Origin of the sequence: Phytohabitans houttuyneae (assembly GCF_011764425.1) — a bacterium.
Lineage (GTDB): Bacteria > Actinomycetota > Actinomycetes > Mycobacteriales > Micromonosporaceae > Phytohabitans > Phytohabitans houttuyneae.
The window spans coordinates 1324111-1336717 of sequence record NZ_BLPF01000003.1 but is presented as its reverse complement, the minus strand read 5'-3'; the positions used below and the strand labels follow the sequence as shown (position 1 = coordinate 1336717).

The 12607-nt window shown below is 74.0% G+C and carries 13 protein-coding genes; 4 read left to right on the top strand and 9 right to left on the bottom strand.

Features of this window, described 5'->3' with window-relative positions; translation table 11 throughout:
• The first annotated feature begins 84 nt into the window (after window positions 1–84).
• Window positions 85–1059, top strand: a complete 975-nt coding sequence (locus Phou_RS41035) for a tyrosine-type recombinase/integrase (RefSeq protein ID WP_173069082.1) — start codon at window positions 85–87, stop codon at window positions 1057–1059.
• A gap of 163 nt (window positions 1060–1222) precedes the next feature.
• On the opposite strand, the gene Phou_RS41030 is transcribed toward Phou_RS41035, so the two are convergent.
• Window positions 1223–1645: a MarR family winged helix-turn-helix transcriptional regulator gene (locus Phou_RS41030; RefSeq protein ID WP_218579506.1), complete on the bottom strand. Its 423-nt coding sequence runs from the start codon at window positions 1643–1645 to the stop codon at window positions 1223–1225.
• Here Phou_RS41030 and Phou_RS41025 point away from each other — a divergent pair.
• On the top strand, window positions 1640–2005 hold the full coding sequence (locus Phou_RS41025; protein WP_173068080.1) for a nuclear transport factor 2 family protein: 366 nt from the start codon (window positions 1640–1642) through the stop codon (window positions 2003–2005). The genes Phou_RS41030 and Phou_RS41025 overlap by 6 nt on opposite strands.
• 16 nt (window positions 2006–2021) lie before the next feature.
• On the opposite strand, the gene Phou_RS41020 is transcribed toward Phou_RS41025, so the two are convergent.
• The 5 genes from Phou_RS41020 to Phou_RS41000 all read right to left on the bottom strand — a co-directional run bounded on the left by Phou_RS41020 (window position 2022) and on the right by Phou_RS41000 (window position 6695).
• Window positions 2022–2579 carry a DUF1062 domain-containing protein gene (locus Phou_RS41020; protein ID WP_173068077.1) on the bottom strand — a complete coding sequence of 186 codons (558 nt, stop codon included), beginning with the start codon at window positions 2577–2579 and terminating at the stop codon, window positions 2022–2024.
• A gap of 235 nt (window positions 2580–2814) precedes the next feature.
• Window positions 2815–3027, bottom strand: coding sequence for a hypothetical protein (locus tag Phou_RS41015; protein ID WP_173068074.1), 213 nt, complete (start codon window positions 3025–3027; stop codon window positions 2815–2817).
• Window positions 3024–4493, bottom strand: coding sequence for an acyl-CoA dehydrogenase family protein (locus Phou_RS41010; RefSeq protein ID WP_173068071.1), 1470 nt, complete (start codon window positions 4491–4493; stop codon window positions 3024–3026). Before Phou_RS41010 ends, Phou_RS41015 begins: the two co-directional genes overlap by 4 nt.
• Before the next feature lie 20 nt (window positions 4494–4513).
• Window positions 4514–5896: an MFS transporter gene (locus Phou_RS41005; protein WP_173068068.1), complete on the bottom strand. Its 1383-nt coding sequence runs from the start codon at window positions 5894–5896 to the stop codon at window positions 4514–4516.
• Between the two features lie 31 nt (window positions 5897–5927).
• The gene (locus Phou_RS41000) at window positions 5928–6695 is read right to left on the bottom strand and encodes a glycerophosphodiester phosphodiesterase family protein (RefSeq protein WP_173068065.1); all 768 of its coding nucleotides are present in this window, start codon (window positions 6693–6695) and stop codon (window positions 5928–5930) included.
• A gap of 75 nt (window positions 6696–6770) precedes the next feature.
• Here Phou_RS41000 and Phou_RS40995 point away from each other — a divergent pair, with 75 nt between their 5' ends.
• Window positions 6771–8018 carry an Hsp70 family protein gene (locus tag Phou_RS40995; protein WP_173068063.1) on the top strand — a complete coding sequence of 416 codons (1248 nt, stop codon included), beginning with the start codon at window positions 6771–6773 and terminating at the stop codon, window positions 8016–8018.
• Window positions 8015–8266, top strand: coding sequence for a hypothetical protein (locus tag Phou_RS54785; RefSeq protein ID WP_173068060.1), 252 nt, complete (start codon window positions 8015–8017; stop codon window positions 8264–8266). The genes Phou_RS40995 and Phou_RS54785 overlap by 4 nt, the downstream gene beginning before the upstream one ends.
• A 134-nt stretch (window positions 8267–8400) precedes the next feature.
• On the opposite strand, the gene Phou_RS40985 is transcribed toward Phou_RS54785, so the two are convergent.
• From Phou_RS40985 to Phou_RS40975, 3 genes are read right to left on the bottom strand one after another with little or no spacing between them, the layout of a single operon-like run.
• Window positions 8401–9039 (bottom strand): hypothetical protein, encoded by a 639-nt coding sequence (locus tag Phou_RS40985; protein WP_173068057.1) that lies wholly within the window; start codon window positions 9037–9039, stop codon window positions 8401–8403.
• Between the two features lie 55 nt (window positions 9040–9094).
• Window positions 9095–10960, bottom strand: coding sequence for a dynamin family protein (locus Phou_RS40980; RefSeq protein WP_173068054.1), 1866 nt, complete (start codon window positions 10958–10960; stop codon window positions 9095–9097).
• Window positions 10957–12459, bottom strand: a complete 1503-nt coding sequence (locus Phou_RS40975) for a dynamin family protein (protein WP_173068051.1) — start codon at window positions 12457–12459, stop codon at window positions 10957–10959. Before Phou_RS40975 ends, Phou_RS40980 begins: the two co-directional genes overlap by 4 nt.
• Between the last annotated feature and the right edge of the window lie 148 nt (window positions 12460–12607).

Sequence of the window (12607 nt, the reverse complement as noted above, 5' to 3'; positions counted from 1 at the left end):
AGCTCATCCCTCCTATGCCGATAGGATTAACAGGCTATCGTGTCGTTGGGCGTCCGCGCCCTCCGCCGCTGGGATGATCTGCGCATGTACCCCGCTGTGCTGCCCACCGCCGCGGCCGGCGCGCTGGCGGTCGGCGCCGGTGGAGCGGACTTCACCGAGGCGTGGCTGCGCAACCGGCGGCTGTCCGAGCACACCCGCGCCGCGTACCGCCGGGACATCGCCGGGTGGCTGGCCTGGTGCGCGGCCCGCGACCTGGAGCCGCTGCGCGCCTCGTTCCTGGACGTGAACGCCTACGGCCGCGACCTGGAGGCGACCGTCGAGCCGCGCGGCGGCCGGCCGCTCACCCCGGCCACCGTGGCCCGCAAGCTGTCCGCGCTGTCCAGCTGGTACGACTTTCTGACCAAGCTGCGCGCCGTCGAGGCCAACCCGGTCGCCGGCGCCGACCGCCCCAAGGTCGCCCGCGACCACTCCAGCACCGTCGGCCTCACCCCTGAGGAGGTGGACGCGCTGCTGGCGGCGGCGGACACCGACACCGGGCCGCACGCGGCCCGCAACCGGGCCGCCGTCGCGCTCCTGGCCGACCTGGGGCTGCGGGTGGGCGAGCTGGTCAGCCTCGACCTTTCCGACATCGGGTACGAGCGTGGGCACCGCAGCGTCCGGTTCATCGGCAAGGGCGGCAAGCCGCGGCGCCGCGCGCTGACCCCGGGCACGTCGGCGGCCCTCGACGCGTACCTGGACATCCGCCCCGGCCCGCCCGAGGGCGCGGTGTTCCTGACCGCCAGCGGTGCCCGGCTGGACCGGCACGCGGTCTTCCGGCTGGTGCGGCGGCTGGCCCGGCAGGCCGGCATCCCGGCGTGGGCGAAGCTGTCGCCGCACTCGCTGCGGCACGCGTTCGCGACCACCGCCCGCGCCGAAGGGGTGCCGCTGGAGGACGTGCAGGACGCGATGGGCCACGCCGACCCGCGTACCACCCGCCGCTACGACCGCGACCGGCACAACCTGGACCGCGACCCCGCCTACGCCATCTGGGCCGCCCGCGCCCGCCGCACCGCCCGCTAGAGACCTTTCGGGTCGGGGTGGCTGGGATCTGCGCGGCCTTCAGTAGATCCAACCCAAACGAGACGCGAGCTACCGCGACGGCCGCGGTGGTCCGGATCTGCTTCGAATTGGACCTTCTGAAACGGCTACCACGGTCGCACCTCACCCTGACCGCGGAAGATGTCTAGCGGTTTTCCCGGACCAGCCGGCGCAGGTAGCCGCCGAAGCGCTCGCGGTCGGCGGCGCTCCAGCCGTCGGTCAGCTCCAGGAACACCCGCTGCTGCCACTGCCGCGCCTGCCGCAGCAGCTCCCGCCCGGCGGCGGTCGGGGCGAGCAGCGTGCGCCGCGCGTCGCCGGGGTCCGGCCGGCGGGTCAGGTATCCGGCGGCCACCGTCTCGGACACCATGCGGCTGCCCACCGAACGGTCGAGGCCGAGCTGGCTGGCGACGGCCGCGATGGTGGGGGTGGCGGCGGCGTCCAGTGCCTCGAGGACCTGGACGTGCGCGACGTGCGGCGGGCCGGCGGGCTGGGCCGCCCACCGCCGTCCCCAGAAGCGGACGAGGCGGAAGAGCGCGGCGCCGGCCGAGATATCCTGTGCAATATGCACACAATACCTGAGCCGATCGCCGCGTTCCACGAGGCGGTCAACGCCGCCGACGGTGCCGCCGCAGCCGCTTTGGCCGTCTCCGACGTGGAGGTGGGCGGCCCACGCGGCGCGGCCCGCGGTGTCGATCTGCTGCGCGGCTGGGTGGAGCGTTCCGGCATCCGGTTGACGCCGCTCGCCGCCCACCACGGGGCCGGCGGCGCCGTCGTGGTGACCCAGCACGCCACATGGCCCGGCGACGAGACGGTCCACGAGATCGCCACCCTCTTCCGGCTCTCGCCCGAGCAGCGGCTGACCGCGGTGATCCGCTACGACACGCCCGCGCAGGCCCTGGCCGCGGCCGGCGTCCCCGTTTCCCGGTGACGCCGGCCGCGGGCGGCTAGCCGGCCATCAGGGTGAAGGTGAACCCGGCGCTCGTCGGGCGGCGCGGCGGGATGTCGCACTTGACCCGGCGCAGCACCTCGTTCCTGCTGAGGCCGAGCCCGTGGGCGATGAGCCAGTCCGGGCGCACCGGCACCGGGTCGGCGAAGGCGACCTCGACCCGGACCGGCCACTGCCCGTCGAGAGGCACCGGCGGCGCGTCCAGCCGCCAGGCGTCCGCCCAGTCCAGGGTGAAGCGGTTGCGCCGGGCGAACAGCGGGTCCAGCAGCGTGGATGCCACCAGCGCCGGATCGTTGACGTGGTAGCCGTGCAGCGTGTCCGGGTCGAAGGAGCCGACCGGTGCCCGCGCGTGTACGGCGAGCTTGCGCGTCCGGTCGCAGGACACGCAGCGGACCAGCAGCCACACGTGCAGCAGCTTGCCGTTGGCGTTGACCCGAAACCTGCCCGCGCCGGCGGTGGCCGACGGCGACGGGCAGCTCAGGCATGGCAGGGACAGCAGGGGCAGCCTGGTGCGGCGGACGCGCCAGGGCAGCACGGTATGCGGTGACGAAGACATGATGATCTTTCTCAAGACCTGACCCGAGGCCGATCACGCGCGACCTCGAACGCTGGATGACCGGGCGCGCGCAGGCAGCCCGGCGGCACCGGCGGGGTACGCCGGCTACCGGTGAGCGGAAGCTGTCAGGTCTAAAGAGCGGGCGGGGTCACGCGGTCTGTCCTCATGTCCTCACGGCGACGGGGCCGCATGCACCGTAAGCGGGCGCGCACGGGCGGCTCAACCGATTTGCGGCTCAGGCCAGCAGGTCCAGGTGGTGGTGGGCGTCGACCGCGATCTCCTCGTGCCGCAGCCGCCGCCGCGCCCACAGGCGGGCGGCGATCTCGGCCTGTTCGTCGCCGGTGACGGCGTGCTCGACCAGCAGGGCGGCGGTCAGGGCGTAACCCATGCGCAGCGCCAGGCCGCGGGCGCCGGCCACCACGGCCACCGCGGTCGGGTCGGCGGTCACGTCGGCCAGGTCGGCCCGCAGCGCGGCGGTGGCGTCGGCGAGCTGGTCGGACAGGGCGGGTGAGATGCCCGGGCGATGTCCTGCGCGGCGTCGAGGCGGGCCAGCAGCGGGACGGCGGCGTCGTCCCGGACGGTGGCGCGCAGCGCGTCCAGGGCCAGGACGTTCGTGGTGCCTTCCCAGATCGGCAGGACCTGCGCGTCGCGGAGCAGGCGGGGCACGCCGGTGTCCTCGACGTAGCCGGCGCCGCCGAAGCTTTCCACATACTCACTGGCCGAGGCGACGGCGAGCTTGCCGGTGACGAGCTTGGCCAGCGGCGCGACGATGCGCAGCTCGGCGGCGGCGTACGGGTCGGCGCCCACCTCGACGCGGCCGAGCAGGGCGAACGCGTGCGCGGCCAGCGCGAAGGCGCCGGCGGCGTCGACCGCGAGCGTGCCCAGCGTGGCGCGGTGCAGCGGCGAGCGGGACAGCGGCCCGCCGGCGACGGTGCGGCCGGCGGCGAACGCGAGGGCGTACTGCAGGCCGCGGCGCATGCCACCGGCGGCGGCCGCGGCGTTGTGCAGGCGGGTGACCACGACGAGCGTCATCGCCCGGGTCAGGCCGCCGGGCCCGGCGGGGTCGCCCAGCGGCAGGGCGGCGGCGCCGTCCAGGCCGATCTCGGCGGTGGGCAGGGCGCGGGTGCCGAGCTTGTCCTTGAGCCGGTGCACCCGGATGCCGGGCGCGGTGGTGGCGCCGTCCGGCCCGTAGCGGGGGATCAGGAACGGGGCCAGCACGCGGCTGCCCGGGCCGGCGCCGTCGGGGCGGGCCAGCGCCACGGCCATGGCGGAGTCGGCGGCCGAGCAGAACCACTTCTCGCCGGTCAGCCGCCACCGGCCGTCCACAAGGGACGCCACTGTGGACGAGCGGGACAGGTCGGAGCCGCCCTGCGACTCGGTCATCCACTGCCCGCTGGTGACGGCGGTGGCCGGGTCGGTGGCGACCAGCCGCGGCAGCCACGCCTCGCGTACCGCGGGGTCGACCTCGGGGCGGGACAGCAGCGCGGCGGCGCCGTCGGCCATCGCGACCGGGCAGGAGAAGGTGGCGGACTCGGGGCCGTACAGGTGCAGGAGGGCGTGCTGCACCACCCGCGCGGCCGCGCCCCAGGTGGCCCGGGAGTCGGGCAGGTACGGCAGTGCCACGACCGCGTGGCGGGCGGCGGCCGCGCGCTGCGCCTGCCACCCGGCGGAGGTCTCGATGCGGTCGACCCTGGCGCCCCATGGCTCGTACCGGATGAGGGTCGGCGGATGTGCCTCGGCGTCGGCGTGCGCCGCGCGGAGGGTGCCCACGACGTCGGCCGCGAGGGCCGACAGGCGGTCCTTGGCCGCCGCGTGGCCGGCGGGCCCCAGGATGCGGTCCAGCCAGGAACGCAGGAAGGGGTCGCCGGCGTACGGGTCGGCGGGTGGCGGCACGGCCTGCACGAAACGGTCCACGCCAATACCTTAACGGGCGTTTAGAGGATGTGCGGCGGTCGGTTGCCGGCGGCCAGGATCGCGCGGCGCAGCGGCACCAGCGCCAGCAGGATGAAACCGACCACGAAGAACGCGACCAGCGCGACGATGCCGACCCGGTAGCTGTCGGTGATCTGGTAGACCAGGCCGAACGCGAGCGGCCCGAGCCAGCTGGTGCCCTTGTCGCTGATCTCGTAGAAGCCGTAGTACTCGCCTTCCTTGCCTTTCGGGATCAGCTGGCTGAACAGCGACCGGCTCAGCGCCTGGCTGCCGCCGAGCACGATGCCGATCGCCGCGCCGAGCGCGATGAACGGCAGCGGCGCCTCGCCGGGCAGCCAGTACGCGGCGATGACGACGGCGGTCCACAGCACCAGGCTCAGCAGCACGGTCTTGCGGGCGCCGATCCGCCCGGCGAGGCGGCCGAGCCCGAGCGCGCCGAAGAACGCGGTCAGCTGCACCACCAGGATCGTGATGATCAGGGTGTTGGTCGCAAGGCCCAGCTCTTCGCTGCCGAACTGGCTGGCCAGGTTGATCACGGTCTGGATGCCGTCGTTGTAGATCAGGAAGGCGAGCAGGAAGAACAGGGTCAGCGGGTACGCCCGCATGCCCTTGACGGTGCGGCCCAGCTGGCGGAAGCCGTCGGTGATCACGTTGGCGCCGGCGCTGGCGTTGACGGCCGGGTACTCGCGCATGAACTTCAGCGGCACGAGCGTGAACACGGCCCACCACACGCCGGCGGACACGATCGACCAGCGGGCGATGTCGAGGGTGCGCTGGTCGTCGTCCTTGATGCCGAAGATCTGCACGGCGACCAGGTTGAGCGCGAGCAGGATGAACCCGCCCAGGTAGCCCAGCGCCCACCCGCGGCTGGAGATGTCGTCGCGCTGGTCGGGGCCGGACAGCTGCGGCAGGTACGAGTGGTAGACGACGATGCTGGCGCCGAAGGAGATGTTCGCGATCAGGAACAGCAGGCCGCCCAGCAAGTAGCGGTCGCCGGTCACGAACATGAACCCGCAGGTGGCGGCCGCGCCCATGAACGCGGCGCCGGCCAGCAGCCGCTTCTTGTGCGCGGAGCGGTCGGCGACGGCGCCCATCACGGGCAGCACGAAGACGGTGAGCAGGACCGACAGCGACACCACGTACGGGTAGTAGGAGCCGGCCGCGATCGTGAGCCCGAACGGGTGCACGTCGGCGTCGCACTCGTCGGCGCCCAGCGCGCAGCCGGCCGCCTGCTCGGTGACCGCGGTCAGGAACGGTCCGAGGAACACCGCGATGACGGTGGTCTGGAAGGCGGAGTTGGCCCAGTCGTAGAAGTACCAGCCGGCCCGCTCGCGGCGCGTGGCGTACCGGCTGGTGCTGTCGCTGGTGGTGTCGGTGGTCGTCACGGTCCCTCTTTTAGGCAATCGCGCTCCGCGCTCATGCGGCACCACTGTCGTGCCACACGCCCCGGCTCAGATAGACCTCACGTAGCACGTCGACGCGATCCGTCATGATGCCATCAACACCAAGATCAAGTAAGTCGTGCATTTCGGCAGGGTCGTCGATCGTCCACACGTGCACCTGCAGGCCGAGCTTGTGCGCGTACCGCACGAACCGCCGGTCGACCACGGGCAGCCGCCCGTACCGCACCGGCACCTGCGCGGCCACCACCGACGTCGGCAGCACCAGCCGCTGCCCGGTCAGCGACGCCACCCGCAGCCGGGCCACCGCCCGCATCCCCAGCGACGTGGCCACCTTGGGGCCGGCGAGGGTGCGCAACCGGGCCAGCCGGGCGTCGCTGAACGAGGCCAGCAGCACCCGGTCGCCGGCGCCCGCGCGGGTCACCGTCTCGACCGTGGCCTCGACGCCGCTGCCGGCCTTCACATCGATGTTGAACCGGACCTGCGGCCACGCCGCGAGGATGTCGTCCAGCCGCGGCACCGCCGCCGCGCCGCCCACCCGCACCGCCTGAAGGTCGGCCCAGGACAGCTGGTCGATCCGCCCCGGCCGGCCGGCGACCCGGTCGAGGGTGGCGTCGTGGAAGACCACGGCGACGCCGTCGGTGGTGGCGTGCACGTCGGTCTCCACGTACCGGTAGCCGAGGGCGACGGCGCGGGCGAACGCCTCCGCGGTGTTTTCGTCGCCTTCGGCGGCACCGCCCCGGTGTGCGAACGCCAGCGGGACGGGATGCTCCAGGTAGGTCAAGGTGCCTGTCTTTCGTCGGCGGGGCGGCTCACGGCGTGCAGTATGCACGCACAGGGCGACGGTAGGGTGTCGGCCATGCGGGTGCTCGGCATCGACTTCGGCACGTCGAACACGGTGGCCATGGTCCGCGGCGCGGACGGGCGTGCGCGGCCGCTGCTGTTCGACGGCTCGCCGCTGCTGCCGTCGGCCGTCTACCTCAACCCGGACGGCAAGCTGCTGGTCGGCCGGGACGCCGAGCGCACCGCGCGGCTCGACCCGGCCCGCTTCGAGCCCAACCCCAAGCGGCGCGTCGACGACGGTGTGGTGCTGCTCGGCGAGCAGGAGCTGCCGGTGCCGCGGGTGATCGCCGCGGTGCTGGGCCGGATCGCGTCGGAGGCGGCCCGGCACCTGGGCGGCGCGGTCGAGGAGGTCCGGGTCACCCATCCGGCCCGCTGGGGTGAGCGGCGCCGCGCGGTGCTCGTGGAGTCGGTGCGCGCGGCCGGCCTGCCCACCCCGCGGCTGGTCGTCGAGCCGGTCGCCGCCGCGTCGTACTACACGGCGGTGCTGGGCAGCGCGATGCCGGTGGGGCGCGCGCTGGCGATCTACGACCTGGGCGGCGGCACGTTCGACGCGGCGGTGGTGCGGCGCACCCCGGCCGGTTTCGAGGTGCTGGCCGAGGCGGGCCTGTCCGACCTGGGCGGCCTGGACTTCGACCAGGCGCTGGTCGAGCACCTGGGGCGCGGCTACTCCGAGACCCGCACCACCCTGTGGAACAGCCTGGTCAGCCCGGCCGACCCGGGCCAGCGGCGGCAGCGGGCCCTGCTCTACGACGACGTGCGCGGCGCGAAGGAGATGCTGTCGCGCACCACCAGCGCCGACGTGCACCTGCCGGCGCTGGACATCTCCGCGCACATCACGCGGGAGGAGTTCGACGGGCTGATCCGCCCGTACGTGCTGCAGACCGTGCACTGCCTGGCCCAGACCATCACCGCGGCCCGGCTGGCCCCGCACGACCTGGTCGGCATCTTCCTGGTGGGCGGCTCCAGCCGCATCCCGCTGGCCGCGCACCTGCTGCACACCGAGCTGGGCGTGGCACCGACCACCCTCGAGCAGCCCGAGACAGTGGTCGCCGAGGGTGCCCTGTTCTTCGGCGCCCCGGTGGCCCCGGCCGGCCCGGTCCACTCCGGTGTGCCCCGCCCGGTCGCCCCGCCGCCGCGGGTGGCGCCGCAGCCGGCCCGTCCGGTCACCGCCCCGCCGATGGCGCACCCGCCGGCCGCACCCGTTTCCCGCCCGCCGGCCGCCCCGGTGTCCCGGCCCCGGTCGCGCCGCCGCGCCCGCCGGTGATCGCGCGCCCGTCGGCGCCGCCGGTCAGCGCCACACCGGTCTCACCGCCGCGGGCCGCGCCCCGCCCGCCGCAGCAGCACGTGCCGCCGCCGCGGACGGCCCCGGTGGCCCCGCCCCGCCCACCGGTGATGGCCCCGCGCGCCGGCGGCCGCGCCTGGTACGAGGAGCCCGCTCTGGTGTGGACGGTCGCGCTGGGCGCGATGGTGCTGATCGCCGTGGTGGTGCTGATCCTCGTCTCCGCCGGCTGACCCGCCGCCCGGGGGCGGTTGATCAGGGACCTGGTCGGCGCGCCGGCCGGCGTTCCACCCACGAGGTCCCTGATCAACCGCCCGCCCGGGGTCCGGCTTCCGGGGGACCGGTCCTTGATCGACGATGGCCGGGGTCAGGCCTCGGGCGACCACCAGCGGGCCAGGGAGCTGGTCGCCGGGTCCTCGGAGGCGGACAGGGCGGTCCACGGGTCGGCGCCGGGCGGGATCTCCTCGCCGGCGTAGGAGGCCAGCTCGGTCGGCTCCGGCGCGCCCTGGTAGCCGGCGTCCGGGTCGGGCAGCGGCTCGGCGCCGAGCGTGGCCGGGTCGGTCCAGGGGAAGCCGTCGACCGGTTCGGGTGCGTCGAGGTCGAGCGGTTCGGGGAAGGACTGGTCGGTCCACCCGTCGGCGTTGGTGTCGAGGTCCGGGTCGGCGCCGACCGGGGTGAGGTCGTCCGCCGGGTCGCCGCCGGGCTCGGCGGCGTCGGCGGCTTCCGGGCCGTCCAGGGTGTGCGGTGTGTCCACCGTGGAGTCGCCGGCCGGGTCCAGCGGCACGTCGGGGCTGTGGTCGGGCAGGTCGCCGGCCGGGCCGTCGGAGGCCGGGTCGAAGCCGCCCAGGTCGGCGGTCTCGGCGTCGCCGAAGCCGGGTTCGAGCCCGCCGCCGAGCGGGTCCGCGCTCAGGTCGCCGCCGAGGTCCGGTGCGTCCGGGCCCAGGTCGCCGGTGTCGGGGTCCAGGTCGTCCGGCCAGTCGCCGCCGTCCCAGCCGTGCTCGCTCATGCCCGGCCTCGCTTCGCTACGGGCGGGCGCGGGGCTCCAAACGCGCTGCGCTGACTCATGGCTGTTCCTCCGTGGGGCGTGCCGGTGCGAGGGAACGCGCCCTCGCCAGGACCTCGTCGACCTGCTTGACCCGGGCGCGGAGCCCGTCGCGTTCGGTCTGCAGGGCCGTCTTGCGGCGGGCGCGGCTGGCCTTGTCTTCGGCCAGTGCCTTGTCGATCTCGGCGATGTGCGCGTCGAGCTGCTGCAGGCGGCGTTCGATGGCGTCGTCGAGGGCCAGCGTGAGCGCGTACTGCAGGTCGGTGAAGCGGTGCATGATCTCGTCGGCGAGCGCGGCGCGGGCCTCGCCGAGCACCTCGCGAAGCCAGATGCGGGCCTGCTGCCGGTCGGTCTGCACGCGCCGCCGGTACAGGATGAACGCCCCGGCGGCCAGGCCGAGGCCGAGCCCGGCGACGGGCAGCAGCAGCCCGCCGCCGATGATGGCGCCGGCGCCCAGCGCGGACGCGCCGGCGACCGCCCCGCGGCCGGCCATGAACGCCATGCCGCCGGCGGACATCGCGATCATCACGTTGTCGGGGCCGCCGCCCTCGCGGCGGGGTTTGGTGGCCAGCGCGTGGCGGAGGGTGGCGTTGAGGCGGCGCAGCACGAACTGCAGCTCGTGCGGGCCGAACACCTGGGTGAGGGTGCGCTCGGCGACCTTGCGGAAGCGGTACTCCAGGTCGTGCGAGAGGCGTACCGACAGGGCGTGCAGGGCGCGGTCGACGTCCTGCGGCAGGGCCTTGATGTCGTCGCCCTTCGCCTTTTCGATCTTGTTGAGGAACTCCTCCTGCAGCGCGGTCACGTAGTTGCGCAGCCGGCCGGTGGCCTCGACCCGGGCGCGCTGGGTCTCGGTGTTCAGCGCCAGGCTCCACTGCCGGGACTCGGTGCGCTTGCGGGCGGCGAGGGCGGCCCGGTCGGCCTTGGCCTTGGCCATGTCCTGCGGGTCCGGGTCGGTGGCCTTCATCCGGTCGCCGATCTGCAGGTCCAGGCGGATGTACTCGGAGCGGACGGCGCGCAGCACGTTGGCCTGGCCGAGCAGGTGGCCCTTGCCGGCCAGGTCGATGAGGGCGTGCTGCAGCTCGGCGATCCGGGACTCCTTGATCAGCTCCGGTGCCGCCTCGCGGGGCAGCGTCATGGCCAGCTCGGCGAGCCGGGCGGAGACCGGAAACCAGGGCGCGGACCCGAAGCGGGGGGCGTGCGCCTGCAGCTGCGCCTGGTCGTCCTGCAGGATGGTCCGCCACCCGGGGTAGGCGTCCACCTTGGACAGCGCGAACACCACGAAGTTGACCCGTTTGCTGGCCTCGATGAGAAACTCCAGCTCCGGTTTGGCGAACGGGGCGGCCGCGTCGACGACGAACAGCAGCGCGGTCGCCTTCTCCACCGCGTCGAGGGCGACCTCGGCGTGGGCGGGGTCCAGGCCGCCGGTGCCGGGGGTGTCCACCAGGGACAGGTACTGCAGCAGCGGCGCCGTGTGGGTCACCTCGATCCGCCGCGGCGGCCGGGCCCCCTCCGGCAGCCGGCCGAACGGGGTGGCCCAGTCGCGCAGGTCGGACTGCTGCAGCGGGACCGGGTCCTCGCGGCCGGGCAGCCAGGCGCGGGCGCTGTTTTCGGTGCCGTGGCTGAACTCCAGGTAGGCGGCGGTGGCCACGGCCGCGTCCACAGGGGACAGTCCGGGCACGCCGATGAGCGCGTTGACCAGGGAGCTCTTGCCGCGTTTGGTCTCGCCGACCACGACGATCGCGGGGCGGCCCAGGTCGCGGCGGCGGACCGCGTCGAGGTCGGCGGCGGCGTCCGGGTCGGTCTTGCGCAGGAACGCCAACGACGTGTCGACGGCGCTGCCGAGCAGCTTCTGCAGCGCCTCGGGCTTGGCGGTCGCGGACGTCATGCGGTACCCCTGACTCGCTGGCTGAGCAGGTAGAAGCCGCGGTGCGCGACGAGGGCGACCCGCGACTGGCTGGGGCTGGCCCCGGCCACCGCGTACACCCGCCATCGGGTGGCGGCGTCGAGGGCCGCCTTGACCAGCTGCTCGGTGCCGGCGGTGGGCAGGTTGAGGATCCACTGCGGGTCGTTGGACAGGGCGAGGCGGGTCAGTTCCTGCTCCATCGGCTCGGGCAGCTCCACGGAGCCGGTGGAGACCAGCTGGGCGACCTCCAGCAGCCGCAGCCGGTGGTAGTCGGGCTGCTGCAGCACCCGTTCGATCGCGTCGCGCAGCAGCTCGCGGTCGTTGGGGCGCTCGGTGTGGCTGGCGATCTTCTCCAGGGTGGACAGTGCCCAGCCGGCCTTGATGGCGTCGGTGCGCCACCGGAACGCCTGGTCGAGGGTGTGCCGCAGCCGCGGGAAGCCGGAGGCCTGGAACAGCATCCGGACCAGGTCGCCGGAGGCCAGCTGGGGGCGGGCGGCGAGCTGGGCCATGGCGAACCCGATGCCGTACAGGTCGAGCAGGCGCAGCAGCCGCTCCCGCTGCTCGCGGGGGATCTTGCATTCGCGGGAGGTGAACAGGTCGACCGAGGCCATCAGCACCAGCCGCTCGGTCTCGGGCAGCTGGGCCAGCGAGCGCAGCGCCTCGCAGTCGGCGGCGGTCAGGCGGCCGGCCTCGGTCGTCTCGGCGAGCAGCCCGACCACCGGTACGACGTCGGAGACGACGCGGCGCAGCACCTTGGTCTGGTCGGCGGCCAGGGGCCCGGCCACCGGCCACGGGTCGGCGACGCCGGCGACCAGCTTGTCCACCTTGTTGAACAGGCCGAGCGAGTTGATCGGGTTGGAGGCCAGCCGCGCCGAGATGGACCGGAACGCCTCCAGAGCCTGCAGGTCGTCGTCGCGGACCGACTGGGTGAACACGTAGATGATCGCCTCGGCGCCGGAGATCGCGCCGACCGAGTCGTCGTCGATGTCGTCGTCGATGGGTGCCTCGTTGAACAGGAAGCGCCGCGCTCCCGCGCTGACCGACGTGTTGGTGGACGACAGTCCGGGGGTGTCGACGACGGTCAGCTCGCGCAGGTGGTCGCTGGTGAGGGTGACGTCGACGTACGAGATGTCGTGGCGGGGCACGCCGAGCCGCTGCGGGATCATGCCGGACTCGTCCAGCGGCAGGCTGGAGCGGGAGCCGTCGCGGCGGACCACGTCGACCCGGTCGGCCGTCCCGTACCGGAACTGGGTCACGATTCGCGTGCATTCTCCCACTTCGGTGGGTGCTACGCGCCGGCCGATGAGCGCGTTCACAAGTGTCGACTTTCCGGCTTTCAGGCGTCCGGCGATGGCCACCCGGAGGGGCTCGTCGAGGCGTCTGCGCACGCCGAGTACCTGCGTCTGGGCTGCGGGGCCCACCCGCGGGCCGGCTTCGTCACAGAGCGCCGCCACTCGGGCACTGAGCGGACCTGGTCCCATGACTCGTCAGCCGGCGGTACGGTCGGCGACAATGGCGTGGTTCCAGCGGTCGTGCTCGCTCATCGTGTCGGTGTCCCTCCTGACGGATCCACACTATGAATATCCTGCCGGCGCAGGATCCCATGTTCGTGCCACGGTCTGACGCGGG

Coding starts and splice junctions, on each gene's coding strand:
- Phou_RS41035 (WP_173069082.1), top strand. CDS start 85: ATGTACCCCGCTGTGCTGCCCACCGCCGCGGCCGGCGCGCTGGCGGTC.
- Phou_RS41025 (WP_173068080.1), top strand. CDS start 1,640: ATGCACACAATACCTGAGCCGATCGCCGCGTTCCACGAGGCGGTCAAC.
- Phou_RS41020 (WP_173068077.1), bottom strand. CDS start 2,579: ATGTCTTCGTCACCGCATACCGTGCTGCCCTGGCGCGTCCGCCGCACC.
- Phou_RS40995 (WP_173068063.1), top strand. CDS start 6,771: ATGCGGGTGCTCGGCATCGACTTCGGCACGTCGAACACGGTGGCCATG.
- Phou_RS40985 (WP_173068057.1), bottom strand. CDS start 9,039: ATGAGCGAGCACGGCTGGGACGGCGGCGACTGGCCGGACGACCTGGAC.
- Phou_RS40980 (WP_173068054.1), bottom strand. CDS start 10,960: ATGACGTCCGCGACCGCCAAGCCCGAGGCGCTGCAGAAGCTGCTCGGC.
- Phou_RS40975 (WP_173068051.1), bottom strand. CDS start 12,459: ATGGGACCAGGTCCGCTCAGTGCCCGAGTGGCGGCGCTCTGTGACGAA.